This is a genomic window from Mesorhizobium terrae (genome assembly GCF_008727715.1).
GTDB classification, from domain to species: domain Bacteria; phylum Pseudomonadota; class Alphaproteobacteria; order Rhizobiales; family Rhizobiaceae; genus Mesorhizobium; species Mesorhizobium terrae.
Window position 1 is genome coordinate 2,575,327 of record NZ_CP044218.1, and the last position, 25,894, is coordinate 2,601,220.

A 25,894-nucleotide genomic window follows, 5' to 3' on the forward strand; every position below is an offset into this window, starting at 1 on the left:
CATAGCAAGCTCTAGCTGGCGATTATCGGCTCGCCCGCCGGCCGGCTCGGCTCCGGTTTCAGCACCGCCTCGACGATGCCGCGTGCGATCTCGCGCTCGCCCATGATGACGGTGGTGGCGCCGAGGCCCTGCAGATGTTCCACCTCGGCGTCGGAATGGGCACGGGCGACGATGTCGATGTCGGCATTGGCGGCACGGGCCAGAAGCGCGATGCGGCCGGCTTCGAAGGCGTTGGGAATGGCGAGGATCAGCCGCTTGGCGCGTGCCGCATTGGCGGCGGCGAAAACATCTTCCTTGGCGGCATTGCCGACCACGGTCTCGACGCCGTCCGCCTTCAGCCGCGTCACGGTCTTGTCGGCATCCTCGATGACCAGGAACGGCTCGTTGGCCTCTCTCAGGGCGACGCCGACCAGGCTGCCGACCCGGCCATAACCGATCAGGATGGTGTGGCCGGTTAGGGTGGTCGGCGGGGGAGGGCCATCCTCCTCCGGCTTTTCGCCGGTGGTGGCGACCTGTCCCGGCGTTGTCGCCGGGCCGATCGGTGTCGAAGCCGCCGCCGCGCCTTCCGCGCCGCGCCGCTGCTCAAGCCAGGGCCGCAGCCGGTCGACGAGGAAGAACATCACAGGATTGAGGATGATGGACAGGATCGCGCCGACCAGGATGAGATCCCGGCCTTCCTCCGGCAAGAGCTTCAGGCCGACGCCGAGCTCGGCCAGGATGAAGGAGAATTCGCCGATCTGCGCGAGACTGGCGGAAATGATCAGCGCGGTGGCGATCGGGTAGCCGAACAGGATGACGATGGCGAAGGCGGCCAGCGATTTGCCGATGACGATGATGAACAGCGTCGCCAGCACCGGTCCGATGTGCTGCATGATGCTGAACGGATCGAACATCATGCCGACCGAGACGAAGAACAGCACCGAGAAGGCATCGCGCAGCGGCAGCGATTCCTCCGCCGCGCGGTGGCTGAGCTCGGACTCGCTCATCACCATGCCGGCGAAGAAGGCGCCGAGCGCCAGCGACACGCCGAACAGCTTGGCCGCGCCGAAGGCGACGCCGAGCGCCACCGCCAGCACGGCGAGGCGGAACAATTCGCGCGAGCCGGTGTGGGCGACATAGTGCAGGATCCAAGGGATGACCCGGCGCCCGACCACCAGCATCAGAACGACAAAGGCGACGACCTTGGCCAGCGTGACGCCGACAACGCCCCAGACACCGTAATCGGCTGCCAGCCCGTAGAAGCCGCCGGGTGCGGGCGCCTGCTCGACGCCGCCGAGCACACCGGCCAGCGCCGGCAGGAGCACCAGCGCCAGCACCATGGCGAGGTCCTCGACGATCAGCCAGCCGACGGCGATGCGGCCGCGCTCGGTCTCGACCAGCCGCCGTTCCTGAAGCGCGCGCAACAGCACCACGGTGCTGGCCACCGAAAGCGCCAGGCCGAAGACAAGGCCGGCGCCGAGCGACCAGCCGAGTATCCAGGCCAGACCCCAGCCGAGCAGGGTGGCGAAGCCGATCTGCACCACGGCGCCGGGCACGGCGATGGCGCGTACGGACAAAAGGTCCTTCAGCGAAAAATGCAGGCCGACGCCAAACATCAGCAGAATAATGCCGATCTCGGCCAGTTCCAGCGCCAGCCCCTGGTCGGCGACGAAACCGGGCGTGTTCGGGCCGACAAGGATACCGGCCAGCAGATAGCCGACCAATGGCGGGATGCGGAAACGATTGGCTATGGCGCCAAAGACGAATGCCAACCCCAGACCGACGACGATGGTAGCGATAAGGGGGGTGTCATGCGGCATGGACGATGGAGCGCCTTTCGAAATTTGACGATGTCGGATGAGCGCCGCCCTGAGCCGCCGCCTTTTTCCATAATGGGGACGGGGGCGGTGCCGTGCAACCCGCGTGGCCTCAGAAAATGCATGTGGCGTGACGTTTGCCGGCGCTGCCGGTCGCACGAGGTGGCGCCCCTTAATTCTACTAAATAGATAGAAATTAGAAAAATCTGTTTTGCGGCGAGGGCTCGCCACCGCTAAACATGCCGCTTATCGGGGGAGAGGCAGGCTCGGGCGCGCCGCTATTGTCGCGCGCTAGAAAATTATTCTCCGGCCCCTTGAGCTTTCAGAAAAGCGATTGCCTTCAATTGCCGGGTGCGCGAGTGCGTTCCTTCTGAACTTTTCCGGTTGCGGTTAGAAATGCCAGACTGTTCAGGGTCTTACCGCAATGCCGCATACCGTGCCCAAGCTTAATGCCTTTCCCGTTTTCATGCGGGTGGAAGGGCAAGCCGTGGTCATCGTCGGCGGCGGCGAAGAGGCGCTGGCCAAGGCGCGGCTGATCGGCCAGTCGAGCGCCAGCTTGCGCATCGTGGCGGACCGTGCCGAGCCGGCGCTGCTTGCCTGGATCTCCGAAAACGGCGCTTCCCGCATCGCCGATACCTATCGCAGCGAACACCTGGCGGGTGCGGTGCTGGTTTTTGCAGCGACCGGCGACGAGGCGTTCGACCGGCGCATTGCGCAGGATGCGCGGGCCAAAAACATTCCCGTCAACGCGGTCGACCGGCCGGAACTGTGCGATTTCTTCACGCCGGCGCTGGTCAACCGCGCGCCCGTCGCGGTCGCCATCGGCACCGAAGGAGCCGGTCCGGTGCTGGCGCAGATGATCCGCGCACGCATCGATCAATTGCTTTCACCGTCGCTCGGTCCGCTGGCCGCCCTTGCCGCCACCTTCCGCGGCGCCGCCGAAAAGCTCCTGCCCAAGGGCAATCGCCGCCGGCGGTTCTGGGCGGATTTCTTCGCCGGCTCGCCGGCGCGCGCGGCGGAAGCCGGCGATTTGTCGGCCGCGCATGATGCCGCCTCGAAACTGCTGCTCTCCAATACCGCCTTCAGCGGCCACATTGCGCTGGTCGGCGCCGGTCCGGGCGCGGAAGACCTTTTGACCCTGCGCGCCCAGCGTCTGTTGATGGAAGCCGACGTCATCGTGTTCGACGCGCTGGTGCCGGAAGCGGTGGTGGCCATGGGCCGCCGCGACGCCGAGCGCCTGCCGGTCGGCAAGCGCAAGGGCTGCCATTCCAAGTCGCAGTCGGAAATCAACGCGCTGCTGGTTTCGCTTGGCCGCGAAGGCCGGCGCGTGGTGCGCCTGAAATCGGGCGATCCGCTGGTGTTCGGCCGCGCCGGCGAGGAGATGGCGGCGTTGCGCGAGGCCGGCATTTCCTACGAGGTCGTGCCGGGCGTGACCGCCGCCTTCGCCGCCGCCGCCGATTTCGAACTGCCGCTGACTCTGCGCGGCGTCACTTCCTCGATGGTCTTCACCACCGGTCACGACCTCAAGGGCGGCTCGCTGCCGGACTGGGCGAAGCTCGCCATCTCCGGCGCCACCGTCGCCGTCTATATGGGCCGCACCGTTGCTGCCGACGTCGCCGGGCGGCTGATCGAAGCCGGGTTGTCGCCTGACACCGCCGTCGCCGTGGTCGAGAACGCCAGCCTTGTCGGGCGCCGCCGCTTCCATGGCACTCTGGCCGACCTGCCTTCGCTGGAGGCGCGTAGCGACCTGACCGGCCCGGTCATGACCATTATCGGCGACGCGGTTGCCGGCGCCAATTTCGAGCGTTCCGAGCCGCTTGCCGCCCACAGACACAACGAGGCGGTGCTGGCTGCCGTCGAAGGAGCCGTATCATGAAGATCCTGACCGCGAACCGCCTCACCGACGGCGAGGCCGTCTGGTATGCCGGCGGCGCCTGGGCCGAGACGATCGACAAGTCGGAAGTGGCTGGCGACAAGACGGCCGAGGAGCGGCTGGAAGCGATCGGCGCCGCCGCCTTCGCCGCCAACGAGGTTGTCGACGTCAACCTGATCGACGTCGACGTCGTCGACGGCGTTATCGAACCGCTGCGCCTGCGCGAACGGATCCGCGCGACCGGCCCCACCAACCGCAACGATCTCGGCAAACAGGCCCGCCCGAACGCGGCCTGACCACGACAAGCGGGTGCTTCGGCACTCGGAGGATTAAGACATGTACCGTTACGACGAGTTCGACCATCAGTTCGTGCAGGCCCGCGTCGCGCAGTTCACCGACCAGGTCGAGCGCCGCCTTGCAGGCGAGATCACCGAGGATCAGTTCCGGCCGCTGCGCCTGATGAACGGCGTCTATCTGCAGCTGCATGCCTATATGCTGCGCATCGCCGTGCCCTATGGCACGCTGTCGTCGAAGCAGATGAGGATGCTGGCCCACATCGCGCGCAAATACGACAAGGGCTACGGCCATTTCACCACGCGCCAGAACATCCAGTTCAACTGGCCGGCGCTGTCCGATATCCCGGCGATCCTGGCCGACCTCGCCTCGGTCGAGATGCACGCGATCCAGACCAGCGGCAACTGCATCCGCAACGTCACCGCCGACCATTTCGCCGGCGCCGCCGCCGACGAGGCCGCCGATCCGCGCCCCTATGCCGAGATCCTTCGGCAATGGTCGTCCGTGCATCCGGAATTCTCCTACCTGCCGCGCAAGTTCAAGATCGCGGTGACGGGTGCCGAGCGCGACCGCGCCGCCATCCAGACGCACGATATCGGCCTGCATCTGAAGAAGAACGCGGCCGGCGAGCTCGGTTTTGCCGTCTATGTCGGCGGCGGCCAGGGCCGCACGCCGATGGTGGCCAAGAAGATCAACGACTTCCTCCCCGAGGAGCATCTTCTGTCCTACTGCACGGCGATCCTGCGCGTGTACAATCTGCACGGACGCCGCGACAACAAATACAAGGCGCGCATCAAGATCCTGGTGCACGAGACCGGCGTCGAGGAATTCACGCGTCAGGTCGAGGCCGAATGGGCCGAGCTGAAGGATGGCGAGCTGACGCTGCCGGAAGCCGACATCAAGGCGATCGACGCCTATTTCGCGCCGCCGGTGCTGCCGGCGCGGCCGGAAGGCGACCAGGCGGTCAAGCTGGCAAGGCTGGATTCGCGCAGCTTCGGCGAATGGCTCGACCAGAACGTCGTCACCCACCGCAATCCCGACTATGCGGCGGTGACGATCTCGCTCAAAGGCATCGGCGAAGTACCGGGCGATGCCTCCGACAGCCAGATGGACGCGGTGGCCGACCTTGCCGAGACCTATGCGTTCGACGAGGTGCGCGTCAGCCACGAGCAGAACCTGATCCTGCCGCATGTGGCGCGGGCCGACCTGAAGGCGATCTATGACCAGCTGGTCGAGATCGGTCTGGCGACCGCCAATTCCGACCTGATCTCCGACATCATCGCCTGCCCGGGTCTCGATTATTGCGCGCTGGCCAATGCCCGCTCGATCATCGTGGCGCAGAACATCTCCAAGCGTTTCGCGTCGCTGGAGCGGCAGCGCGACATCGGCGAATTGAAGCTGAAGATTTCTGGTTGCATCAATGCCTGCGGCCACCACCATGTCGGCCATATCGGCATTCTCGGCGTCGAGAAGAAGGGCGCGGAGCTTTACCAGGTGACGCTCGGCGGCTCGGCCGACGAACACACGACGGTTGGCGAAATCATCGGCCGCGGTTTTGGTCCGGACGAGATTACCGACGCCATCGAGACGGTGGTGGAGACCTATCTCTCGATCCGCCTCGACGCCAAGGAAAAATTTCTCGATGCCTATCGCCGCGTCGGGCCGGCGCCGTTCAAGGAGGCGCTTTATGCTGGCGAAGCCAAGGCCGCTTGACCAGGCCGCTCCCGCCGAGGGCGGGGTGGCGGCGCAAGCCGCCGCGTTCGACGCGCTGTACGGCCATCTTGATGCGCGCGCCGTGATCGAGCGGTCGGCGCGGGAGCTTTTCGCGGACGGCATCGCCGCCGTGTCCTCCTTCGGCGCGGATTCGGCCGTGCTGCTGCACATGATCGCCGCTGTCGACCGGCACATGCCGGTGATCTTCCTCGACACCGGTAAGCATTTCGAGGAAACGCTCGATTATCGCGACGCGCTCGCCGCCGATTTCGGCCTGACCAACATCCAGGTGGTGTCGCCCGAGGCGGCGGCACTTGCCCGTATCGACCCGACCGGCAGGCTGCACGAGACCGACACAGACGCCTGCTGCGACGTGCGCAAGGTGGAGCCGATGGCGCGCGGCGTCGAGCCGTACCGGGCATGGTTCACCGGCCGCAAGCGCTTCCAGGCGTCGACCCGCGCCGCGCTGCCGGTGTTCGAGGCGGTCGGCTCGCGCATCCGCATCAACCCGCTGGCGCGTTGGACCACCGCCGACCAGGCCGACTATATGCGCCAGCATGCGCTGCGCGAAAATCCGCTGGTCGCCTACGGCTATCTGTCGATCGGCTGCTTCCCGTGCACGCAGCCGGTGCAGCCGGGCGAGGACGCGCGCTCCGGCCGCTGGGCGGGCCACGCCAAGACCGAGTGCGGCATTCATCTCTCCGGACTGGAGAAGTCGCTGACGGATGCGTCGCTTTAGCTCCAACCCCTTCTCCCCGTTCACGGGGAGAAGGTGGTCCGAAGGACCGGATGAGGGGCGGCGCCAACCTTCGCAATGTCACCGATGCCCCTCACCTGCCTGCCGGCATCCTCTCCCCGTGAACGGGGAGAGGAGACTCCACTGGAAACTAGTCCGAGAATAAGCCATATGCTCGCCTTCATGACCGAGATCAAATCCGAGGCCGGCGCCGCGCCGGCGCCGCGTCTGTGGACCCCGAAGGGGTTCCGCGAGGACGATTGGACCCATGCCGAAACCGCCGACGCGCTTTCCGGCAACGGTCGTTTCATCCTGCCGCTGCAGGCGTTCCTCGATCTGGACCCGCAGGTGCGGAAATCGGCCAAGGAGCGCCTCGGCGTCGCCTTGCTGCCGGGCGACCAGCTGGACAAGATCGTCGGCCTCCTCGACCAGCTTTCGCTGGTGGCGCTGGCCTTCCCGGCCTTCAGCGACGGGCGCTCCTTCTCCAAGGCCGAATTGTTGCGCAGCCGCCATGGTTTCGAGGGCGCGGTCAGGGCGACCGGCCAGGTGCTGGTTGACCAGCTGCCGCACATGCTGCGTGTCGGCTTCGACGAGTTCGAGGTGACGAACCCGGTGCTCTTGAAGCGCCTGGAAGAAGGCCGCCTCGACGGCCTGCCGCTCTACTACCAGCCGGCGGCGCAGGCTTCCGCGCCGGCGGGCGGTTACAGCTGGCGCCGCAGGCCGAACTGAGAAATTTTTGAAATCGATGATGCCGGGCTGCAAGTGACGGCAGTCGCGCGCGGATTGCACCCTTCGCCGACGTTCCGGCATGGATTCCCGACACTCTCCGCTCCCTGCGGTCGCTCACGAGGTCGGGAATGACGGAGTTTCTTTTTCTCGCCTCACTACTCATCAGCCTGGATGTTCTCAGCCGCGAAGGCCGTGCGATACGGACGGGTGCGCCGTGCTGGCACCAACCGTGCTGACATCAAACGCCGACGTGGACAGTTAGCACGGGTCACAAATACAGCTCCGTCATTCCCGACCTCGTGAGCGACCGAAGGGAGCGGAGAGTGTCGGGAATCCATGCCGGAACGCCGGCGAAAGCCGCTGCGATGCAGGAGGCGACGGCAAAACCGGGTGGAGCCTTCGACCTCCAGCGTCCATGCGATGACCTGCCGCCACAAGCGACGGTGGGCCACCGAGCGGACCGGCCCAAAGTCCAACCCCGGTAGCGGGTTGCATCTCTTTACAACCCTGGCGTTTGGGTCTTCTCTTTGGCTTCCGGACGGAAATATCCGCCGGCAGCCCGGGGAGGCCAGCATGAAGTTCGACTATGTCATCGCCGGCGGCGGCTCGGCGGGCTCGGTGATCGCGGCGCGGCTTTCGGAGGACCCGGCGGTGAGCGTTTGCCTGCTGGAGGCTGGCGGCGAAGGCAAGGATATGCTGATCCGGGCGCCGGCTGGCGTCGTGGCGCTGTTGCCGGGGCGGCCGAAAATCAAGAACTGGGCGTTCGAGACGGTGCCGCAGCCGGGCCTCAACGGGCGCAAGGGCTACCAGCCGCGCGGCAAGGCGCTGGGCGGGTCGAGCGCGATCAACGCCATGCTCTATATTCGCGGCCACCGTCGCGACTATGACGACTGGGCCGAGGCCGGCTGCACCGGTTGGTCGTGGGACGAGGTGCTGCCCTATTTCAAGCGCGCCGAGGGTAACCAGCGCGGCACTGACGCGCTGCATGGCGGCGAGGGGCCGCTGCGGGTGGGCGAGCAGCAAAGCCCGCGCCCGCTCAGCCGTGCCTTCGTCGCCGCCTGCGGCGAAAACCAGATCCGGCTGAACGAGGATTTCAACGGCGAGGAGCAGGAAGGTGCGGGGCTCTACCAGGTCACGCAGTTCTGGGGCGAGAGGCGCAACGGCGAGCGCTGTTCGGCGGCTGCCGCCTATCTGCACCCGGCGATGGGGCGCAAGAACCTGACGGTGGTGACCGGCGCGCACGCCACCGGCATCGTGCTGGACGGCAAGCGGGCGATCGGGGTGCGCTACCGCACCGCCAATGGCGAAGCCTTTGCCCAGGCCGCCCGCGAAGTGGTGGTGTCGGGCGGCGCCTTCGGCTCGCCGCAACTGCTTCTGCTTTCCGGCATCGGCCCGGCCGGCGAACTGGCGGCGCGGGGCGTGGCTTCGGCGCACGATTTGCCTGGTGTCGGCAAGAACCTGCAGGACCATCTCGATTTCATCATCTCCTGGAAATCCCGTGAGACCGACATGTTCGGCCTCGGCGCCAAGGGCACGGTCAATCTGGTGAAAAACATCCTGCAATGGCGCAGGGACGGCACCGGCATGATCGCCACGCCCTATGCCGAGGGCGGCGCCTTCCTGAAGTCCGACCCGTCGCAGGAGCGGCCGGACCTGCAATTGCATTTCGTCATCGCCATCGTCGACGATCACGGCCGCAAGCTGCATATGGGTTACGGCTTCTCATGCCATGTCTGCGTGCTGAGGCCACATTCGCGCGGCGAGGTGACGCTGGCCAGCGCCGATCCGCTGGCCGCGCCAAGCATCGATCCGCGCTATCTCTCGGACGAGCGCGACGCGGCGCTGCTGCTCAAGGGAACAAAGATGATGCGCTCCATCCTGGCCGCGCCGGCGCTTGCCAGATATCGCGACAAGGAACTCTATTCGGCAGGCGCGACCAGCGATGCAGAGCTGATGAGCCACATCCGCGCTCGCGCCGACACTATCTATCACCCGGTCGGCACCTGCCGCATGGGCACGGACGACATGGCCGTGGTCGATCCGCAATTGCGCGTCAGAGGGCTTTCCGGCCTGCGCGTCGTCGACGCTTCGGTGATGCCGACGCTGATCGGCGGCAACACCAATGCGCCGACCATCATGATCGCCGAGAAGGCGGCGGACATGATGAAGGCCGCGGCCGCCTGAAGCGGTCGCATCATCGGTTCGCCGGTTCGAGGCGAGGGCGTTCTCTCAGCGCTGATGCTGGGCGCGGCTTTCCTGCGCGTCGAGCCGCTCCAGAAGCGTGCGGAGCGGTTCGGGAATCTCGTTCACGACCCTGAAGGCCGGCAGCGCATGCAGGAAACGCTGCGTCGAACGGTCCGTGAACTGCCGCCTGATCTGGGTCGTCAGCTGGTCGCGTTTGGCTGCGTTGGTGCGTGGCATGGTCTCAAATCCCTAAAGCGCCGCGCGTCCAATTGGACGTGCAAAGGACGCTCTAACACTTTGTATCTGCTGCATCGTGCCTACCGAAAATCGATTCCGATTTTCTGGCCGATGCAGTAGTCGACCTTGAAACTTCCCCGCCACTGAATCGTTCCTGGACAGCGACAATTTGGCAAGCGCCGAACGGGAATAGGGTAAAATTTGACTTAAATCGTCGTATCCCCCGATACCCGGCCTGCCGGCGCGTTCGGTCTTTGCCCTTGATTTTTCAGCGGCAAACCTCGATATCGGGCACAAATCCAGAACCAATCGACATGACGGGAAACGGCGATGAGCGACCAGGCAAAAGACCAACGCGCGCCTGAGGATATTGAGGCGGCGGAAGCCGAGGCGGAACGCACCGAAGGCGGCGTCGAAGGCGACTATGAAGCCCTGGTGCGCCTCATCAAGGAAAACGAAGAGCTGAAGGACCGGGCGCTGCGCACCGCGGCCGAGATGGAGAACCTGCGCCGGCGCACCGCGCGCGACGTGCAGGATGCGCGCAGCTATGCGATCGCCAATTTCGCGCGCGACATGCTGTCGGTTTCCGACAATCTCGCCCGCACGCTGGAAGCGATCCCGGCGGAAGCCAAGGCCTCCGGCGATGCCGGGTTCAAGGCGCTGATCGAAGGCGTCGACATCACCGAGCGCGCCATGCTCGGCGCGCTGGAACGCCACGGGGTCAAGAGGCTGGAGCCGCAGGGCGAAAAGTTCGACCCGAACTTCCACCAGGCGATGTTCGAAGTGCCGAACCCGGCCGTGCCGGCCAACACCGTCGTGCAGGTGGTGCAGCCGGGTTATTCGATCGGCGAACGCGTGCTGCGTCCGGCCATGGTCGGCGTGTCCAAGGGCGGCCCCAAGCTGGTCGCCGAGCCGACCGAACCGGGCCCGGTCAATGAGCAGGCCGAGAAGGATGCTTGATCAGGCATAATTGGCAGTCGGCAATCGGCAGTCGGAACAAGCGGTAGGCATTGATTTCCGCCTGTCGGGGCGGGGCGCTTGCGTCGGCTCAGCATCGCGGTATGTTTTTCCGACTGCCGACTGCCGACTGCCGACTGCCGACTGCCGACTGCCGACTGCCGACTGCCGACTGCCGACTGCCGACCTCATCTAATCCGCCGGCTCCCGATGCCCATCATCACTTTCATCGACTATGCCGGCGTCGCGGTGTTCGCGGCGACCGGGGCATTGGCGGCCTCGCGCAAGCAACTCGACATCGTCGGCTTCGTTTTCCTGGCGGCGGTGACCGGGGTCGGCGGCGGCACCTTCCGCGACCTCATTCTCGGTGTGCCGGTGTTCTGGATCGGCAACCGCGACTATGTGCTGATCTGCACGCTGGTCGCCCTGGTCGTGTTCTTCGGCGCGCACCGGGTCGAGTCCCGCTACAAGCTGCTTCTGTGGCTGGATGCGATCGGCCTTGCCGTCTTTGCCGTGATGGGCGCCGCCAAGGGCATGGCGATCACCGGCTCACCGGCGGTGTCGATCGTCATGGGCATGCTGACGGCGTGTTTCGGCGGCATCCTGCGCGATCTTTTGGCCGGTGAGCCCTCGGTGCTGCTCAGGCCGGAAGTCTATGTGACGGCGGCGATCGTCGGCGCCTGTGTCTACACAGCCTGCGACCTCATCCTCCTGCCAGCGCAGATTTCCTATCCCGCCGGTTTCCTGGCGGCGCTCGCGATCCGTGGCGGCGCGCTGAAGTTCGGCTGGTCGTTTCCACCCTATAAGAGCCGGCCGGGGCGGCGCCCGGAAGACATTCCGTAGGCGAAGCGCTCCTTCTCCCGCAAGGAGCAAGGAAAGGTCGCGGCTGCGCGGCGATGCCGGCTGATCAGGGCGCTTCCGATGTCTTTTCCCGCCCGGCCAGCCAGGCCTTGGCCTGCGTCTTCGTTGCCCGGCTCAGCCAGCTGCGCTCGAGGCGATGGCGCAGCTCGTCGTCGGAGATGACATCCATGCGCATCAGCAGCGCCGGCCAGCCCTTGTAGTGGTCGGTCTCGAAATAGAGGTCGGGTGCCGCTTCCAGCAACATCTGCTTCTCGTCGAGCGGGCACATCAGCACCGCCGTTTGCCCGTCCTTGACGCGGGTGAGCAGCTTCTTGCCGGCCTTCAGCGCCGGCGTGCCGTAGGAGGTGGTCTCGACGATATCGGGCAGGCCGCGCGCGGCATCTTTCAATCGCTGGAAAACGGCAAGCAGGCCTGTTTCCATGGCTTTTGCTAGGCGGCGAAACGCTGCCCTTCGCCGCCGTAATAATTCACGTAGCGGGCGCCGATTTCGCGGACGGGCAGCACGATGAAGATGTCGACGGTCTTGAAGTCGTGGTCGATGACGCAGCCGTCGCCGATGCGGGCGCCGACCCTGAGATAACCCTTGACCAGCGGCGGCATGGCCGCGATCGCCGCCTTGGCGCTGACCGCCTCGATCGGCATCAGGTCCATCGAGCAATAGCGGCCGGCATTGGCGCTGATGTCCCAGGCCGGGGTGGTGCGGCAGTGATGCGCCAGATAGGTCAGCGCCTCGGCATGCGCCGCCGGCACGGTGCCGTGGAAGGAGGCGCAGCCGGTCAGAACGCCGATGTCGTAATGGGTGAAATAGGCCCACAGGCCCTGCCACAGCGCCTCGATGGTGCGCTTGGAGCGGTATTCAGGCAGAACGCAGGAGCGGCCGAGTTCCAGGAAACGCTGGCCGGGATGCCTGGCGATCAGCCGCCTGAGCTCGAATTCGTCCTCGGAATAGAAACCGCCGGCGCGCACCGCCGTCTCCTGGCGCAGCAGCCGGTAGGTGCCGACGATGCGGCGATGGTCGGGACCGGGAAGGGTGTTGTCGAACACGAGCAGATGGTCGCAGACCGGATCGAAACGGTCGGCGTCGCGGCGTTCCAAAGACTGCAGGCGGCTCTTGCGAGCGCCAAGCTCGTCATAGAAAACGCGGTAGCGGATTTCCTGCGCGGCGGCGATTTCGGCTTCGTCGCGGGCCAGCCTGACTTCGAGGCTGCCGATCTTGCCCAGGGTGCCGGTGATCGATTCGATCGTCCTCATCCTCTGGATAGCGGTGCCCCCGGTGTTTCCCTGCATCTCACCTTGCGGCATCGCTGTATGCACGAGTGATTCTCCTTCGAGCCATCCCTCTTGGCGTCGGGATACGATGTAGGTGCTACAGGATTGTGACAGTACCGTGATACATAGTGAGGAGCAAGGGGAAGAGCGCAGCTCATCACCTGCCTAGCCGGCTTACCTAGGGGCAGAACAGGCCGCAATCACGCGGCAATCTGGCTTTCCACCGCGTGTACCAAAGCCTGTGGATCGAGCGGTTTGGTGACGAAACCGGAGGCGCCGTGGGCAAGAACGGCGTGTCGGGTTTTTTCCTGGCTGTCGGCCGACAGCACCATGATCGGCACCGGCGCGACGCCGGTGGCTTCCTCGTGGCGGCGAATCGCGGCGATGGCGTCCATGCCGTCCATCAGCGGCATGTGCAGGTCCATCAGCACCACGTCGTAACGCCTGGCGGCGCTTTCGGTGGCAATGGCGTCGACCGCGGCCTTGCCGTTGTTGACGATATCGACCCGATGGCCGGCCTTCTGCAAGCTGGCGCGGGCGAGCATGGCATTGATGTCGTTGTCCTCGGCGATCAGCACCGACAGGCTGCCATTGCCGTGCGTGCGTGCGAGCGCCTGCGGTGTCTTGTCCGGGCCGGGCAGAGGCCCGCCGACCGCGGCCTTGCCGGCCAGCAGCACGCGCAGCAGGGTTTCGCCGCGCACCGGCCGCGCCAGGAAGGTGGCATAGCCGGCGGCGCGGAACTCGACCAGGGCGCCGCGGTCGGACGGCGCGATCAGCGTCACCGCCTCGCAGGCCATGAAGCCGGTCTGGCGCAGGCGTTTCAAGACGCGGCAGTCGCTGTCTTCCAGCCGGGCGTCGACGAGCAGCAGGTTGCAGAAGCCGGCGAAGGGCAGCGCCTGAGCGGCATTGGCGACGATTTCGGCGTGGCCGCCATGGGCGCGGATGGTGCGGGCGATGGCCTCGGCCTCGACTGTATTTTCCGAAACGATGACGGCGTGACGCTCCGCCAGGGCGTTCGTCCTGTCTTCCGGCGGCTCGATCGCGGCCCGCGCCGGCAGTTCGAAGATGAATTCCGAGCCCTCGCCGGGGGCGCTCGAGACCGTGATCGTGCCGTTCATCGCCGCCACCAGCCGCCTGGAGATGGCAAGCCCCAGCCCGGCGCCGCCGTGCTTGCGCGTCGACGTGCCGTCGGCCTGCTCGAAATCCTCGAAGATGCGGTCCATGTCGGCTTCGCTGAGGCCGGGACCGGTGTCGGTGATCGAGAAGCGTACGCGGTCGCCGTCGTCGCCGCGGCGGCGCGAAACGCTGACCAGCACGCCGCCCGCTTCGGTGAATTTAACGGCATTGCCGATGAGGTTGAGCAGCACCTGCCGCACCCGTCCGGGGTCGGCGGTGATGATCTGCGGCACGTCCGGTTCGACATGGCAGGCAAGGCCAATGCCCTTGCCGAAGGCGCGGGCGGCCAGGAGTTCGACGACATTGTCGGCGATCTCGCGCGGCGACATCGGCTGCGGTTCGGGCGCGAAACGGCCGGCCTCGATCTTGGAATAGTCGAGCAGGTCCTCGATCAGCGCCAGCAGCGCGCTGGCCGAGGTGGAGACGGCACCGACATAGGTGCGCTGCTCGGGCGTCAGCCTGGTGTCGGCGAGCAGCTTGGCCATGCCCATGATGCCGTTCATCGGCGTGCGGATCTCGTGGCTGACGGTGGCGAGAAAGCGCGATTTCGCCTGGCTGGCATATTCGGCGCGCTCGCGGGCGTTGATCAGCGAGGATTCGGCCTGCTTGCGGGCGGTGATGTCGCGCGCGATTGCCCGGTGCGAGACCTCGGCGCTGTCCTTGTCGCGCATCGACAGTTCGATCCACGAGAACCAGCGCGGCCCATTAGGCGTGCGGATGGCGACGTCGGTCGAGCTCAGGCAGTCGCGGTCGGAAAAGGCGGCGTCGGGCACGACGCCGATGTCGATGCCGAGTTCGGCCAGCGTCATGCCGGCCAGATCGAAGCGGTCGTGACCGACCAGTTCGGCAAAGACCCGGTTGGCGTAGACGATGCGGCCGTCGCGGTCGCGATGGACGACGAGGTCGCCGAGAGCATCGATCAGGCCGCGAAAGCGCTCTTCGCTTTCCTGCATCTCCCACATGCGGTCGGCCATGATCTCGATTTCGGCGCGGCTGCGGGCCGCGTTGTCGTCGAGGATGGAGGCGATGTTCTGCTCCTTGCGCTGCGTGCGCATGAACAGGGCAAGTCCGGCGAGGCCCGTCGCCAGCATGCCAAGGGCGATGAAGGGCGGCGCGCCGGTCAGTTCGGACAGGCCGGCAAGGACGACGAGCATGACGATGATGGCGAAGGGCAGGCCTTCGTGCAGCGTCCTGTCCGGAAGTTTCGGCGCCAATGGCGGGGTTTGCGCCAGCACACGGCGCGCGGCGGCAGGTTCGGCGGCCTCGTCGGCGCGCTTCTCCACCACCCGTCTTGCAGCAGTCTTGTCCCCGATCATGCAGCTATCTTAGCCACAGATAAATTATGGAAGGCTGCGCCGGACTGTTCGAATTTTAGCAATCGCGCGGATTTTTGGGCTGGCGCCCGGCAAGCGCGAAATTACTGCCCGGCATCGTCGTAAAGGCGTCGGCTTTGCTCGATGCGGGGCAAGTTGTCCCTGATCCAAAAGTTCAGGCCCTCGAGGGCGGACAATACGCCGATACCCATCTCGGTCAGCTCATATTCCACGCGCGGCGGCACCTCGGGAAAATAGTGGCGCAGCACAAGGCCATCCCGTTCCAGATTGCGCAGCGTAAGCGTCAGCATGCGCTGGGTAATTCCGTCGACTTCGCCCTTGAGCGCTGAGAAGCGGAGCCTGCTCCCAGGCGCGAGCGAGAGGCGCCAGATGACCTGGACAGTCCATTTGTCGCCGAGCCGCGTGCAGATTCCATTCGACGGATACGGCTTGAAGTGGCGTTCACTCTCCGCAACCCCGTCGGACCTGCCCTGGATCGGTTTGTCCAAGCGTATCATCCTTGTGCCCTAGGCTGGAAAATGTGCCGTCTTCCAGCAGCGTTCCCGCAGTATATATGGATAGCCCTTGTTCAACACGAGGGTTCCCGAATGACGAATGGCAAGCTTCCAATCCTGGTGTTCGGCGCAACGGGCCGGCAGGGAGGGTCGGTCGTCGAGGCCCTGTTGCGGGCACGATGGCCTGTTCGGGCGTTTGTGCGGGACGCAGGAGCGCCAAAGTCGATGGCGCTTCATGATGCCGGTGTCGAACTCGTGCAGGGATCGTTCGATGACACCGCAGCGATCCGTGCCGCGATGAGGGGCACCTATGGCGTCTTCAGCGTGTTGCCGGGCAATCTGGTGGAGGAAGGAGAGGTGCGCGCCGGAAGCGCGATCGCGGACTTGGCAGTCGAGAGCGGCGTTGCGCACTTTGTCTATTCCTCGGGCGCCAGCGCGGGCGAGAAGCTGACGGGTGTGGCGCGTTTCGACGCCAAACCGCGCATCGAGGCGCATATCCGCGGCCTGCCGATCACCGCAACCATCATCAGGCCCATGATCTTCATGGAGATGCTGGTGAGACCCGGGTTCGGGCTGGACGAGGGGCGCTACACATTTTTCCTCAGACCGGACCAATCGATGCAGCTCATCGCCGTGGAAGACATCGGCAAGTTCGTGGCCGCTGTTTTCGCCGACAAGACGCGGTTCGGCGGCAAGACACTAAAGATCGCGGGCGACAGCATTACCGGCAATGATCTGGAGGCCATCTTTACGCAAGCCGCGGGCCGACCGATCGCCTATGGGCGCTTTTCCGAAGAGGTTCTCTCAGCCAATCCAGATCTTGGGCACATGGCCGCGGGCCTGGACGCGGGGCCGCTTGCGGATCACGTCGACCTGAACGTCATGCGTGCGATCAACCCGGAAGTTCTCTCGTTCCGGTCCTGGTTTTCCGGGAGCGGACGCAAGACCTTTGACGAAATCCTCAGGCAGGCAGCAGGCTGAACCGGTCCAACGGACGCGCTACATATCCACCACGACACGCCCGCGAATCTTGCCGTCGACGATGTCGGTGGCGGCGGCGACGATGCCGTCGAAGCCGATGGTGGTGGACAGCGCCTTGAGCTTGGCCAGGTCCAGGTCGCGGCCGATGCGTTGCCACGCCTGCCGGCGGATTTCGCGGGGCGCCATGACGGAATCGATGCCGAGCAGGGAGACGCCGCGCAGGATGAAGGGCGCGACCGACGAAGGCAGGTCCATGCCGCCGGCGAGGCCGCAGGCGGCGACCGCGCCGCCATAGGCGGTCATCGACAGGACATTGGCGAGCGTGGTGGAGCCGACGGCGTCGATGCCGCCCGCCCAGCGCTCCTTGGCGAGCGGCTTGACCGCTCCGGTCAGCTCGTCGCGGGCGATGATTTCGGCCGCGCCCAGCTCGCGGAGATAGGCTTCTTCCTGAGGGCGGCCGGTCGAGGCGACGACGTGGTAGCCGAGTTTGGAGAGGATCGCGACGGCAACGGAACCGACACCGCCGGCGGCACCCGTGACGATGACGGGACCGCGTTGCGGGGTAATGCCGTGGCGTTCCAGCGCCATCACCGAAAGCATCGCCGTGTAGCCGGCGGTCCCGACCGCCATCGCATCATGCGCCGACATGCCGTCCGGCAGCGGCACCAGCCACTCGCCCTTGACGCGGGCGCGCCCGGCATAGGCGCCGTAGTGGGTTTCGCCGACGCCCCAGCCGTTGAGGATGACATGATCGCCCTTGCGCCATTCGTCATGGTCGGAAGACAGCACCGTGCCGGCGAAGTCGATGCCGGGCACCAGCGGCCAGCGGCGCACCACGGGCGCCTTGCCGGTGATCGCCAGCCCGTCCTTGTAGTTCACCGTGGTCGCCTCGACCGCGACGGTGACGTCACCGTCCATCAGGTCGGTCTCGGTCATTTCGGTCACCGCGACGGACTGCTTCTTGTCGTCGTCGCGCGAGATCAGGATGGCTTTGAAAGTGTCCGGCACTGGCTTCTCCCCGATCGCGGAACGAGGGGCAGGCTACTTCGAAATCGACCCCGGTCAATCGTCCGAAGGTCGCGGTTGCCTGCGCCAGGTGATGAATTCGTCGAGCACGACGGCGGCGGCGCCGACCGAGATAAAGACATCGGCCAGGTTGAAAACGGCGAAGGACCAGACCGGCGTGTGGAACAGGATGTAGTCGATGACGTGACCGTAGACGGTGCGGTCGATGACATTGCCCAGCGCGCCGCCGACGATGAAAGCGAAGCCGATGCGGGCGAGAACCTGGTTCGGCGGGGTCTTCACCGCCAGATAGAGCACGAAGGCGACGACGGCCGCCGCCACCGCGATCAGGCCGGTGTCGCTCAAGGACGAGAACATCGAAAAGGCGATGCCGGTGTTGTAGGTGCGAAACAGCGCCAGGAACGGCACCAGGTCGATCTTTTCCTGGAAGGGCAGGCCGGTTTCGACCAGCTGCTTGATCCATTGGTCGAGCGCGATGGCGACGATGGTCAGCACGGCATAAGGCGTCAGCGATTTCAGGACCTGTCCTCCAGCGTGAGCGCGCCGCGGCGGATCTCGAACAGCATCACGCCGGTGGCGACCGCCAGGTTGAGCGAATCGGCGCGGCCCGCCTGCGGGATGCGCAGCAGCCGGTCGCAGCTGGCGGCGAGATCGTCCGGCAGGCCCTGCTGCTCGTTGCCCATCAAAAGCAGCACCGGCTTGTTCGAGAAATCGACCGAGCGGTAGTCGACGGCGCCTTTGAGATGCGTGCCGGCGACGAGGCCCGGAAAGCCCTTGCGCCAAACGAGGAAGGCGTCGGGCGTCGTCTTGACGACCGGGACGGCGAACACCGAACCCATGGTGGCGCGCACGGTTTCGACCGCGAACGGGTCGGTGGTGTCGCCGATCAAGATGACACCCTTGGCGCCGACAGCATCGACGGTGCGCATCACGGTGCCGAGATTGCCGGGGTCGCGCACGCGGTCGAGCGCCACCCAGACATCGCCGTTCTTCGGGCGGACGTCCTTCAGGGGCAGGTATTTCTGCGAAAAGACGCCGACCACAGCCTGCGGATTGTCGCGGCGGGTGATGGCCGACAGCACTTTTTCCGAGACCTCGAGCACGTCACCGCTGGCCGCCACGGTGCGCGAAGCAACTTTCTCGACCGCCTGGTTGCCGAGCGCGGACTTGGCGAAGATCAGCGTCTTGATCGTCCAGCCGAGGTCCAGCGCGTCGATGACCAGCTTCAGGCCTTCGGCGATGAAGGCATTCTGCTGGTCGCGGAATTTCTTCAGCGCCAGCGCCTTGATGTCCTTGACCAGCGGGTTGGCCAGGCTCGTCACTTCCTTGACGCGGCCGGGTGCTCCGGTGCGGTGTTCGCTCATTTGGCCACCCAGCGCGAGAAGAGGGATGTCGAAAGCGCGCGTCCGGCCGATTGCTCGCGGATGATCAGTTCGCCCGATTCGATCGTGCCGCCCATGCCGGCAAAGGTGTCGCGCATCAGAGCGTGGATGGCGAAGAAGGAAGCGCGGATCGAATAGGCGGTGAGCACCACCGCCAAAGGCTTCGGCGTCAGGATGGAACGGCAGATGTCGGTCAGCGCCGGCAAATGCTCGAACAATTGCCAGACCTCGCCCTTCGGCCCGCGGCCATAGGCGGGAGGGTCGAACAGGATGATGTCGTAGCGGCTGCCGCGCCGTTCCTCGCGCTCGGCGAATTTCATCGCGTCCTCGACGATCCAGCGGATCGGCTTGTTGGCAAGGCCGGCCATCTCCTGGTTCTCGCGGGCCCAGCCGATGGCCTTCTTGGAGGCGTCGACATGGGTCACCTCGGCGCCGGCACGTGCCGCCACCAGCGAGGCAAGGCCGGTGTAGCCGAACAGGTTCAGCACCTTGACCGGGCGCCTGGCGCTCTCGATGAGAGCGGCCATGTGGTCCCAGTGCGAGGCCTGCTCGGGGAAGACGCCGACATGGCGGAAGGAGGTGAAGCGGCCGAGATAGTCGATGCCGTCATGCTTCATCGGCCAGGTTTCGCCGAGCGGCTGACCGGGGAAACGCCAGCGGCCCATGCCTTCCTCGTCGGTATCGCCAGTGAAGATGGCGTCGGCGTGGTTCCAGTCCTTCGCCGGCAACGCCGGCTGCCAGATCGCCTGACCCTCCGGGCGAACGATGCGGTAGGGGCCGTATTGCTCCAGCTTCTGGCCGTTGCCGCTGTCGAGCAGCGCGTAGTCGGCATTGGGGGCCACTTCGAGGATCAGCGGCAGTTTTTCCGCCGGCAAGGCGCCGGCGCGGCGTGTCAGCACGCGCGGCGCGGTTTCCACGTTGGGTTCGAGCTGCGGTTCGGCAGGGCGATGTTCGCCTTTGGGCTCGGGCGGCCTTGCCGTCCTGCGTTCCGGTGCCTTTGCCGGGCGGTTCTCGAAGCGCTCGGCCTTGGTCTCGGGCCGCTGTGTCCGCTTCTGCTCCGATCCCCGGCCGGCCTTGTCGGCCGGCTTGCCGTCGCGGCGCTTGTCCTGCGCGCGCGGCGTCGACGCGCCGCCTTGCTGGCGGCCCGATTTGTCCCGGCGTTTGTCGCGCGTGAATTTCAAAAAGGACGCTCCGCGTTTCGCGCTGCTTTTGGCATAGGGGCCGGGGCCGCGCAACATGGTGGACCGGTGCGGTTGGACGCACTTCATCATCGCCACGCTGCGGAAGACCGCCCTGGCCATTGTCAAAGAGTACTCCCGTTGCGGGAGGTGGGAAGCGGGGCGCCGGGTCGGTGCCTCTCTGTAATAGTACGTGGCGCCTTCCGGGCGCCCCGCCGGTGTTCTTGCCCCGGACCGACCTCGCCGCCATTCATGACGGCAGACTTCGGACCTCAAGCCGCCATTTGCGGCGGCCGGGTTTTTCCAGGGCCCGGACTTAGGGCTCGTCACCAGACACCGCCACCGTTAGCGCTGCCAGTCCGGCACCGACGTCCTCCCTGATACCCGGTGCGCACCAGGTTCCCGTTGAGGACGGCTTTCAGGCGCAATGATGCCGCAGGCCGAAAGGGTGTGAATTCGGATGCAGCGGATTTTTCGTGCGAGAACAGAACGGCTATTGAAAGAAAAGGATTATTTCTTTCGATCGTTCTTCCTGATCGCCGCTGGCATCCACATCGCTGTCATGTCGCCAGGCTTCCGCGCGACTGCCGTCCGGCATAATCTCCGGCCATCATGTCGCGCTCCGAACGCCTGCTCGATCTCGTCCAGACGCTGCGCCGCCACCGGCGGCCGGTGAGCGGGCAAACGCTTGCCTCCGAACTCGGCATATCGATCCGCACGCTCTATCGCGACATCGCCACGCTGCAGGGGCAGGGCGCACCGATCGAGGGCGAGGCGGGACTGGGTTACGCGCTGAAACCCGGCTTCATGCTGCCACCGCTGATGTTCACCGACGAGGAGATCGAGGCGATCGTGCTGGGTTCGCGCTGGGTGGCCAAGCAGCCCGACAACCGGCTGTCGAGGGCCGCAGCTGACGCGCTGGCCAAGATCGCCGCCGTATTGCCGGACGATCTGCGCGAGGATCTCGATGCGAGCACGCTTCTGGTCGGCCCGCGCGTCGAGGCAAGCGAAGGCATCGATCTGGGCGCCGTGCGCCAGGCGATCCGCGACGAGCGCAAACTTGCCATCCTCTACAACGACGCGGCCGGCGCCGGCAGCGAGCGCGTGGTGTGGCCGTTCGCACTAGGGTTCTTCGACAAGGTGCGGGTGATGGTGGCCTGGTGCGAGATGCGGCAGGGGTTCCGGCATTTCCGCACCGACCGCATCGCGCGGCTGGACATCACCGGTACGCGCTATCCGAGGCGTCGGCAGACCCTGCTCAAGGAATGGCGGGCGACGCTCGATGAGGCGCCGAGGCCCTGAATGGCTACTGCCAGAATCTGACAGCGGTGCTCGCTAAGGTCTCTCCATCGCAACACGGAGAGCCACCATGCAAAGCCCCAATTTCGTCATCCTCTATGTCGACCAGCCGCAGGCGAGCGGCGCCTTCTATCATGCCTTGTTCAATCGCCAGCCGGTGGAATCCTCGCCGACCTTCGTGTTGTTCGTGCTGGACAATGGCTTCAAGCTCGGCCTGTGGTCGCGCCACACGGCGGAACCCAAGGTCACGGCGATGGCCGGCGGCGGCGAGATCGTCTTCCAGCTCGACACGCCGGATGCCGTCGATGCCGCCCACGCCGACTGGGCAAAGCGCGGGCTCTCCATCCTGCAGACGCCGACCGATATGGATTTCGGCCGCACCTTCGTCGCGCTCGATCCCGACAAGCACAGGTTGCGCGTCTACTGGCTGAACGACGCGGAAGGCGGCCAGTCATGACCAGATTTTGGCTGGCGGTAGCCTCGGCGCAGCATGTGCGCCGGGGCCGGACGGAAGGTTTCATGCAGGTGAACCACGGCAAGGCGGCACCGCTGCGCCGCATCAGGCCGGGCGATGGCATCGTGTATTACTCGCCGAGCACGGTTCTCGGCGAGAAGGACGGCCTGCGCACCTTCACCGCCATCGGCATCGTGCGCGACGGTGTGCCCTATCAGGGCGTCATGGCTGGCGGTTTCGAGCCGTTCCGCCGCGATGTCGCCTGGTCGGTGGCGGGCGAGGCGCCGATCGCGCCGCTGCTCGGCCGGCTGGAGTTGAGCGCCGGCAAACCCAACTGGGGGTATCAACTCCGTTTCGGGCTGATCGAGCTCAGTGAGCACGATTACCGGCTGATCGGCGCGGCGATGGGCGTTGTCGCCGCCATAGCGGAACAGGCCGCCTGAACCCACCAGGCCCCGGCGGATCGGCGAGACAAGCTGCCGGGGCGTTTCCATATGCGGATGTTTTGCCTGCGCGGCGGACTATTCGATCAGGATGCGGGCTTCTCGCGCCGCCTCCACGAAGGTCTCGCGGGCGTCCTCGACGGTCGTCATGCCGTTGACGGCGGCCAGGCAGGCGCGTTTCGCATCAAGATGCTTGCGCGTGCCGGCGCCGGGCCAATGATTGGCGAGCAGGTCGTTGGCCTGCCGCGCGTTGGAAACGTGACGTATGTCGCCCAGCACGCCGACGGCCACCGGCACGACCTTGGAAAACCAGCCTTCGTTCATTTCTCCGGTCCTTGGCTGTTGATGCCGGCAACAAACGCGCCGGCTGGCAGCGGGTTTCCGGAAATCGAAGGCGATAACCGAAGAGTGATCGAGGATCAGGATTTCAGTGTCTGATCCAAAAGTCGCCATGCCGGGCTGCAAATGGCGCTTTCCTGCGCTTCGGTGCTCACGGACTTCAAGTACGCTCCGCTCCGATGCTCGAAAACCACCATTTTCGCTCCGGCCTGACAATTTTTGATTCAGACACTCAAGGCTTTGTAGACGGCGATGCCGGCGGCGAGGTCTTCCAGCGCGGCGCCCACCGACTTGAACAGCGTGATTTCGTCGGCGCTTTGGCGGCCCTTCTTCTGGCCGCGCGCCAGTTCGTGCAGGTCGGCGACGATGGCGTCGGCCTTGAGCACGCCGGAAGCGAGCGGCTGGACGATGTCACCGGCTTCCTTGGTGGCGCCGGCGCGTGTGTCGACATAGACGCGGGCGCGGGTGATGGCGGCATCGTCGGCCTCGCGCATGGTCGGCGTGAAGCCGCCGACGAGGTCGACATGGGCGCCGGTTTTCAGTTGCGCGCCCCTGACCAGTGGTTCGTTGGAAATGGTGGCGGAGGAGACGATGTCGGCCTCGGCCATTTCGGCACCCAGATCACCGGCCGCCTCGGCCGGCAGGCCTTCGGCGCGAAGTGCGGCTGCAACCTTCTCGGCGTTGGCCGGCGTGCGGTTCCAGATGCGGATCGATTTGATGGGGCGCACCGCCGAATGCGCCTTAACCAGGAAGGGCGACAGCGCGCCGGCGCCGATCACCAAGAGGCGCGAGGCGTCTTCGCGGGCAAGATAAGAGGCGGCGAGCGCCGAGGCGCAGGCGGTGCGCCACTGCGTCAGGCGCTGACCGTCGATCAGCGCCTGCGGCTCGCCGGTCTTGCCGTCGAGCAGCAGATAGAGCCCCATCACCGCCGGCTTGGCGATGGCGTTGTTGTCAGGCGAGACGGTGACGATCTTGACGCCGATATGGCCGTCCTTCGAGGTGCCGGCCGCATTGAGGTCGGTCCAGGCCGGCATCAAAAGAAGGGTAGAGGCGGCGCCGTCCGGCCGCTCGACCGTATGGTGATGACGCACCGGCTGCACGGCGCCGTCGCGGAAGGCGGTGCGCAGCGTCTCGACCAGGCCGGAAAAGGTCAGCGCGCGATCGACCTCGGCGGCCGAGATGGTCAGCATGGAAAACTCCGTTATGTGATGCCCGGTTCAGGCGGTCGGCTTGGGCAGGTTGGGGGCCTGCGATGTCGCCTGCGATGGCGGCTGCTGCGTGCGGGCGATGGCCTGGCGCAGGTTCTCGGCTTCCGCGCCATGGCGCCTCGCCGCCTTGCGATAGCGGCCCTGCCGGATCCAGGTCGCCGCCGAACCGGCGACGATCCCGATGGCCAGGGCCAGGAACAGCATGACGAATAGCGGCAGCGTCAGCGTCAGCGCCGGATTGCCGGGATTGAACGGGTCCATCGTGAAGGCCACCAGCTCGCGGTTCGCCACGGCCAGCGCGATCAGCACGATGGCCAGCGGAACGAAAATGACAATGACCACGAAGCGGTTGAACATGGTGTTTCCCGTCGAAGGCTTGGTACGGCGCTGCCGGTGCGGTGCTGGCGGCTATTTGTCGCCGTTCAGCTTTTCGCGCAATTCCTTGCCGGTCTTGAAGAACGGCACCCACTTCTCCTCGACCTCCACCGATTCGCCGGTGCGCGGGTTCCTGCCGGTGCGGGCGGGCCGGTTCTTGACCGAGAAAGCGCCGAAGCCGCGCAACTCCACCCGGTTGCCTTCGGCGAGCGCGTCGGTGATTTCGTCGAACACTGCGCCGACGATATTTTCCACGTCGCGCAGGAAGAGATGCGGATTGCGCGTTGCGATGATTTGGACGAGTTCGGACTTGATCATGCGGACGGTCCCCGTAAAGGCATGGCGGCCAATTTTATGCAGATGATTTTATTTGCTTTTTGACTTATGCCCCACGCCTATTCAAGGGTGCCAGACCGAAACGAGACCGTCAAGGAACAAGCGGTCGGCGCCGATCTCGCGCAGCACTTCGCCGCTCTCCTGCGGCAAGCCGAGCGCCATGCCGATTTGACGCATCAGCGCGCTGGAAAACAGGAAAGAGCCGGTGCGTTCGGTGTTTTTCCACTCCACCACCTTCAATTTCTGGTCGACACCCTTGGTGCCGAGCCATTTTACCGCCTCTTCCTCGCCGCCGAGCGCATCGACCAGCTTGTTGGCGACGGCCTGGCGACCGGTGAAAATCGAGCCGTCGGCGAGCGCCAGCGCCTGGTCGCGCGGCAGGTTGCGGCGTTCGGCGACGATGTCGACGAACCAGTTGTAGCTGTCCATGATCAGCTTGCGCACCATGGCGCGGGCTTCCTCGGTGGTCGGTTCGAAGGGCGAGGGCGACGCCTTCAGCGGCGAGGATTTCACTTCCTCGAGCTTGACGCCGATCTTGTCCATCAGTCCGGTGACGTCGGGATACTGGATCAGCACGCCGATCGAGCCGACGATCGAGGTCTGGTGCGCGACGATGTAGTCGGAGGCGCTGGCGATCATGTAGCCGGCGGAGGCGGCCAGCGTGCCGACTTCGGTGACCACCGGCTTTTCGGCGGCAAGCTTGCGCACGGCGTTGAAGATGGTCTCGCCGCCGACAGTGGTGCCACCGGGCGAATTGACCAGCAAGATCACGCCCTTGACGTTCGCAGCCTTGCGCACCGCCTCGATGCGGCGGAGCAACTCGTCGTTCTGGGTGATGGTACCTTCGATCCTGATCTTGGCGATCTGGTCGACGCGGGTGCCGCCGATGTCGTCGCCGAAGAACCACGCCGACAAGGCGGCAAGGCCGACCAGCAACACGGCAAGGGCGGCGATGCGCCAGAAGGTCAGTTTGCGCCGCAGGCGGCGGCGGTCGATCAGGTCGTCGGCTCTCAGGGTCATGTCAGCCTCACTCTTGGGCGCAGGCTGACGCTTTTAATGCAAGGGCCAGTCGAGGGCTACCGCTTTTGGCGCGATCGAGACGATGGCTTGAAGTGTGAGAAGCAACGCATACGAGGCGCGGCGATCGGCGCAGGGTAGGACGCAACAACGCGTCGAATCGGGGCTGGAACGAAGGCATGGCGATGAAAATGACAAAGTGT

General features: G+C 65.6%; 27 protein-coding genes. 12 read left to right on the top strand and 15 right to left on the bottom strand.

Features of this window, described 5'->3' with window-relative positions:
* Positions 1 to 11: 11 nt before the first annotated feature.
* Complete coding sequence (locus tag FZF13_RS13805) at positions 12 to 1,799, bottom strand: cation:proton antiporter domain-containing protein (RefSeq protein WP_024926752.1); 1,788 nt, start codon at positions 1,797 to 1,799, stop codon at positions 12 to 14.
* A 421-nt stretch (positions 1,800 to 2,220) separates the two neighbouring features.
* Here FZF13_RS13805 and cysG point away from each other — a divergent pair, with 421 nt between their 5' ends.
* The 6 genes from cysG (at position 2,221) to FZF13_RS13835 (ending at position 9,325) form a co-directional block, all read left to right on the top strand.
* Entirely contained in the window at positions 2,221 to 3,672 is a 1,452-nt protein-coding gene (cysG, locus tag FZF13_RS13810; protein WP_024926753.1) for a siroheme synthase CysG, read from the top strand.
* Positions 3,669 to 3,965 carry a DUF2849 domain-containing protein gene (locus tag FZF13_RS13815; protein ID WP_024926754.1) on the top strand — a complete coding sequence of 99 codons (297 nt, stop codon included), beginning with the start codon at positions 3,669 to 3,671 and terminating at the stop codon, positions 3,963 to 3,965. The genes cysG and FZF13_RS13815 overlap by 4 nt, the downstream gene beginning before the upstream one ends.
* Before the next feature lie 40 nt (positions 3,966 to 4,005).
* On the top strand, positions 4,006 to 5,676 hold the full coding sequence (locus tag FZF13_RS13820; RefSeq protein ID WP_024926755.1) for a nitrite/sulfite reductase: 1,671 nt from the start codon (positions 4,006 to 4,008) through the stop codon (positions 5,674 to 5,676).
* Positions 5,651 to 6,415 (top strand): phosphoadenylyl-sulfate reductase, encoded by a 765-nt coding sequence (locus FZF13_RS13825; RefSeq protein ID WP_024926756.1) that lies wholly within the window; start codon positions 5,651 to 5,653, stop codon positions 6,413 to 6,415. Before FZF13_RS13820 ends, FZF13_RS13825 begins: the two co-directional genes overlap by 26 nt.
* Positions 6,416 to 6,583: 168 nt before the next feature.
* Positions 6,584 to 7,141: a DUF934 domain-containing protein gene (locus FZF13_RS13830; RefSeq protein ID WP_244431360.1), complete on the top strand. Its 558-nt coding sequence runs from the start codon at positions 6,584 to 6,586 to the stop codon at positions 7,139 to 7,141.
* Positions 7,142 to 7,714: 573 nt separating this feature from the next.
* The gene (locus FZF13_RS13835) at positions 7,715 to 9,325 is read left to right on the top strand and encodes a GMC family oxidoreductase (RefSeq protein WP_024927196.1); all 1,611 of its coding nucleotides are present in this window, start codon (positions 7,715 to 7,717) and stop codon (positions 9,323 to 9,325) included.
* Between the two features lie 45 nt (positions 9,326 to 9,370).
* Here the strand turns inward: FZF13_RS13835 and FZF13_RS13840 are convergent, their stop codons facing one another.
* On the bottom strand, positions 9,371 to 9,562 hold the full coding sequence (locus tag FZF13_RS13840; protein WP_024927197.1) for a hypothetical protein: 192 nt from the start codon (positions 9,560 to 9,562) through the stop codon (positions 9,371 to 9,373).
* A 330-nt stretch (positions 9,563 to 9,892) separates the two neighbouring features.
* On the opposite strand from FZF13_RS13840, the gene grpE reads away from it, so the two are divergent.
* On the top strand, positions 9,893 to 10,522 hold the full coding sequence (gene grpE / locus FZF13_RS13845) for a nucleotide exchange factor GrpE (RefSeq protein ID WP_024927198.1): 630 nt from the start codon (positions 9,893 to 9,895) through the stop codon (positions 10,520 to 10,522).
* 207 nt (positions 10,523 to 10,729) lie between these two features.
* Entirely contained in the window at positions 10,730 to 11,362 is a 633-nt protein-coding gene (locus tag FZF13_RS13855; protein WP_024927199.1) for a trimeric intracellular cation channel family protein, read from the top strand.
* A 64-nt stretch (positions 11,363 to 11,426) separates the two neighbouring features.
* Here FZF13_RS13855 and FZF13_RS13860 read toward each other — a convergent pair whose 3' ends face one another.
* The 4 genes from FZF13_RS13860 to FZF13_RS13875 all read right to left on the bottom strand — a co-directional run bounded on the left by FZF13_RS13860 (position 11,427) and on the right by FZF13_RS13875 (position 15,656).
* The gene (locus FZF13_RS13860) at positions 11,427 to 11,801 is read right to left on the bottom strand and encodes an MmcQ/YjbR family DNA-binding protein (RefSeq protein ID WP_024927200.1); all 375 of its coding nucleotides are present in this window, start codon (positions 11,799 to 11,801) and stop codon (positions 11,427 to 11,429) included.
* Between the two features lie 8 nt (positions 11,802 to 11,809).
* A complete protein-coding gene (gene olsB, locus FZF13_RS13865) occupies positions 11,810 to 12,631 on the bottom strand; it encodes a l-ornithine N(alpha)-acyltransferase (protein WP_373426403.1) in 822 nt (273 codons plus the stop codon).
* A 218-nt stretch (positions 12,632 to 12,849) separates the two neighbouring features.
* Positions 12,850 to 15,141, bottom strand: a complete 2,292-nt coding sequence (locus tag FZF13_RS13870) for an ATP-binding protein (protein ID WP_024927202.1) — start codon at positions 15,139 to 15,141, stop codon at positions 12,850 to 12,852.
* A gap of 101 nt (positions 15,142 to 15,242) precedes the next feature.
* The gene (locus tag FZF13_RS13875) at positions 15,243 to 15,656 is read right to left on the bottom strand and encodes a winged helix-turn-helix transcriptional regulator (RefSeq protein ID WP_024927203.1); all 414 of its coding nucleotides are present in this window, start codon (positions 15,654 to 15,656) and stop codon (positions 15,243 to 15,245) included.
* Between the two features lie 90 nt (positions 15,657 to 15,746).
* Between FZF13_RS13875 and FZF13_RS13880 the strand changes: the two genes are divergently transcribed.
* Entirely contained in the window at positions 15,747 to 16,634 is an 888-nt protein-coding gene (locus FZF13_RS13880) for an NmrA/HSCARG family protein (RefSeq protein WP_024927204.1), read from the top strand.
* Positions 16,635 to 16,652: 18 nt separating this feature from the next.
* On the opposite strand, the gene acuI is transcribed toward FZF13_RS13880, so the two are convergent.
* Genes acuI through FZF13_RS13900 form a run of 4 tightly spaced genes read right to left on the bottom strand, consistent with a single transcriptional unit; the run spans position 16,653 to position 19,959 of the window.
* Positions 16,653 to 17,642, bottom strand: coding sequence for an acrylyl-CoA reductase (NADPH) (acuI, locus tag FZF13_RS13885; RefSeq protein WP_024927205.1), 990 nt, complete (start codon positions 17,640 to 17,642; stop codon positions 16,653 to 16,655).
* A gap of 54 nt (positions 17,643 to 17,696) precedes the next feature.
* Positions 17,697 to 18,179 (bottom strand): signal peptidase II, encoded by a 483-nt coding sequence (gene lspA / locus FZF13_RS13890; protein ID WP_024927206.1) that lies wholly within the window; start codon positions 18,177 to 18,179, stop codon positions 17,697 to 17,699.
* Positions 18,176 to 19,024, bottom strand: coding sequence for a TrmH family RNA methyltransferase (locus tag FZF13_RS13895; RefSeq protein WP_024927306.1), 849 nt, complete (start codon positions 19,022 to 19,024; stop codon positions 18,176 to 18,178). Before FZF13_RS13895 ends, lspA begins: the two co-directional genes overlap by 4 nt.
* Positions 19,021 to 19,959 (bottom strand): RsmD family RNA methyltransferase, encoded by a 939-nt coding sequence (locus tag FZF13_RS13900; RefSeq protein ID WP_051504920.1) that lies wholly within the window; start codon positions 19,957 to 19,959, stop codon positions 19,021 to 19,023. The genes FZF13_RS13895 and FZF13_RS13900 overlap by 4 nt, the downstream gene beginning before the upstream one ends.
* A gap of 873 nt (positions 19,960 to 20,832) precedes the next feature.
* On the opposite strand from FZF13_RS13900, the gene FZF13_RS13905 reads away from it, so the two are divergent.
* From FZF13_RS13905 to FZF13_RS13915, 3 genes are all read left to right on the top strand, one after another.
* Positions 20,833 to 21,522, top strand: coding sequence for a helix-turn-helix transcriptional regulator (locus FZF13_RS13905; protein ID WP_024927249.1), 690 nt, complete (start codon positions 20,833 to 20,835; stop codon positions 21,520 to 21,522).
* A 67-nt stretch (positions 21,523 to 21,589) separates the two neighbouring features.
* On the top strand, positions 21,590 to 21,976 hold the full coding sequence (locus tag FZF13_RS13910) for a VOC family protein (protein WP_024923973.1): 387 nt from the start codon (positions 21,590 to 21,592) through the stop codon (positions 21,974 to 21,976).
* A complete protein-coding gene (locus tag FZF13_RS13915) occupies positions 21,973 to 22,416 on the top strand; it encodes an EVE domain-containing protein (protein ID WP_024923972.1) in 444 nt (147 codons plus the stop codon). The genes FZF13_RS13910 and FZF13_RS13915 overlap by 4 nt, the downstream gene beginning before the upstream one ends.
* A 78-nt stretch (positions 22,417 to 22,494) precedes the next feature.
* On the opposite strand, the gene FZF13_RS13920 is transcribed toward FZF13_RS13915, so the two are convergent.
* The 5 genes from FZF13_RS13920 to sppA all read right to left on the bottom strand — a co-directional run bounded on the left by FZF13_RS13920 (position 22,495) and on the right by sppA (position 25,694).
* Entirely contained in the window at positions 22,495 to 22,740 is a 246-nt protein-coding gene (locus tag FZF13_RS13920; RefSeq protein WP_024923971.1) for a DUF982 domain-containing protein, read from the bottom strand.
* A 239-nt stretch (positions 22,741 to 22,979) separates the two neighbouring features.
* On the bottom strand, positions 22,980 to 23,945 hold the full coding sequence (gene lhpI / locus FZF13_RS13925; RefSeq protein WP_024923970.1) for a bifunctional Delta(1)-pyrroline-2-carboxylate/Delta(1)-piperideine-2-carboxylate reductase: 966 nt from the start codon (positions 23,943 to 23,945) through the stop codon (positions 22,980 to 22,982).
* A 27-nt stretch (positions 23,946 to 23,972) separates the two neighbouring features.
* Complete coding sequence (locus FZF13_RS13930; RefSeq protein ID WP_024923969.1) at positions 23,973 to 24,320, bottom strand: LapA family protein; 348 nt, start codon at positions 24,318 to 24,320, stop codon at positions 23,973 to 23,975.
* 51 nt (positions 24,321 to 24,371) lie between these two features.
* Positions 24,372 to 24,656 carry an integration host factor subunit beta gene (locus FZF13_RS13935; RefSeq protein WP_024923968.1) on the bottom strand — a complete coding sequence of 95 codons (285 nt, stop codon included), beginning with the start codon at positions 24,654 to 24,656 and terminating at the stop codon, positions 24,372 to 24,374.
* 81 nt (positions 24,657 to 24,737) lie between these two features.
* A complete protein-coding gene (sppA, locus tag FZF13_RS13940; RefSeq protein ID WP_024923967.1) occupies positions 24,738 to 25,694 on the bottom strand; it encodes a signal peptide peptidase SppA in 957 nt (318 codons plus the stop codon).
* Between the last annotated feature and the right edge of the window lie 200 nt (positions 25,695 to 25,894).

Bases quoted from the DNA above. Each gene is read 5' to 3' on its own strand.
- grpE (WP_024927198.1), top strand. From the start codon at position 9,893: ATGAGCGACCAGGCAAAAGACCAACGCGCGCCTGAGGATATTGAGGCG.
- FZF13_RS13835 (WP_024927196.1), top strand. From the start codon at position 7,715: ATGAAGTTCGACTATGTCATCGCCGGCGGCGGCTCGGCGGGCTCGGTG.
- FZF13_RS13910 (WP_024923973.1), top strand. From the start codon at position 21,590: ATGCAAAGCCCCAATTTCGTCATCCTCTATGTCGACCAGCCGCAGGCG.
- FZF13_RS13915 (WP_024923972.1), top strand. From the start codon at position 21,973: ATGACCAGATTTTGGCTGGCGGTAGCCTCGGCGCAGCATGTGCGCCGG.
- FZF13_RS13895 (WP_024927306.1), bottom strand. From the start codon at position 19,024: ATGAGCGAACACCGCACCGGAGCACCCGGCCGCGTCAAGGAAGTGACG.
- olsB (WP_373426403.1), bottom strand. From the start codon at position 12,631: ATGAGGACGATCGAATCGATCACCGGCACCCTGGGCAAGATCGGCAGC.
- FZF13_RS13870 (WP_024927202.1), bottom strand. From the start codon at position 15,141: ATGATCGGGGACAAGACTGCTGCAAGACGGGTGGTGGAGAAGCGCGCC.
- FZF13_RS13875 (WP_024927203.1), bottom strand. From the start codon at position 15,656: ATGATACGCTTGGACAAACCGATCCAGGGCAGGTCCGACGGGGTTGCG.
- FZF13_RS13830 (WP_244431360.1), top strand. From the start codon at position 6,584: ATGCTCGCCTTCATGACCGAGATCAAATCCGAGGCCGGCGCCGCGCCG.
- FZF13_RS13905 (WP_024927249.1), top strand. From the start codon at position 20,833: ATGTCGCGCTCCGAACGCCTGCTCGATCTCGTCCAGACGCTGCGCCGC.
- FZF13_RS13930 (WP_024923969.1), bottom strand. From the start codon at position 24,320: ATGTTCAACCGCTTCGTGGTCATTGTCATTTTCGTTCCGCTGGCCATC.
- FZF13_RS13815 (WP_024926754.1), top strand. From the start codon at position 3,669: ATGAAGATCCTGACCGCGAACCGCCTCACCGACGGCGAGGCCGTCTGG.
- FZF13_RS13820 (WP_024926755.1), top strand. From the start codon at position 4,006: ATGTACCGTTACGACGAGTTCGACCATCAGTTCGTGCAGGCCCGCGTC.
- FZF13_RS13860 (WP_024927200.1), bottom strand. From the start codon at position 11,801: ATGGAAACAGGCCTGCTTGCCGTTTTCCAGCGATTGAAAGATGCCGCG.
- FZF13_RS13825 (WP_024926756.1), top strand. From the start codon at position 5,651: ATGCTGGCGAAGCCAAGGCCGCTTGACCAGGCCGCTCCCGCCGAGGGC.
- FZF13_RS13805 (WP_024926752.1), bottom strand. From the start codon at position 1,799: ATGCCGCATGACACCCCCCTTATCGCTACCATCGTCGTCGGTCTGGGG.
- FZF13_RS13935 (WP_024923968.1), bottom strand. From the start codon at position 24,656: ATGATCAAGTCCGAACTCGTCCAAATCATCGCAACGCGCAATCCGCAT.
- FZF13_RS13840 (WP_024927197.1), bottom strand. From the start codon at position 9,562: ATGCCACGCACCAACGCAGCCAAACGCGACCAGCTGACGACCCAGATC.
- FZF13_RS13920 (WP_024923971.1), bottom strand. From the start codon at position 22,740: ATGAACGAAGGCTGGTTTTCCAAGGTCGTGCCGGTGGCCGTCGGCGTG.
- cysG (WP_024926753.1), top strand. From the start codon at position 2,221: ATGCCGCATACCGTGCCCAAGCTTAATGCCTTTCCCGTTTTCATGCGG.
- lhpI (WP_024923970.1), bottom strand. From the start codon at position 23,945: ATGCTGACCATCTCGGCCGCCGAGGTCGATCGCGCGCTGACCTTTTCC.
- sppA (WP_024923967.1), bottom strand. From the start codon at position 25,694: ATGACCCTGAGAGCCGACGACCTGATCGACCGCCGCCGCCTGCGGCGC.
- FZF13_RS13880 (WP_024927204.1), top strand. From the start codon at position 15,747: ATGACGAATGGCAAGCTTCCAATCCTGGTGTTCGGCGCAACGGGCCGG.
- FZF13_RS13855 (WP_024927199.1), top strand. From the start codon at position 10,730: ATGCCCATCATCACTTTCATCGACTATGCCGGCGTCGCGGTGTTCGCG.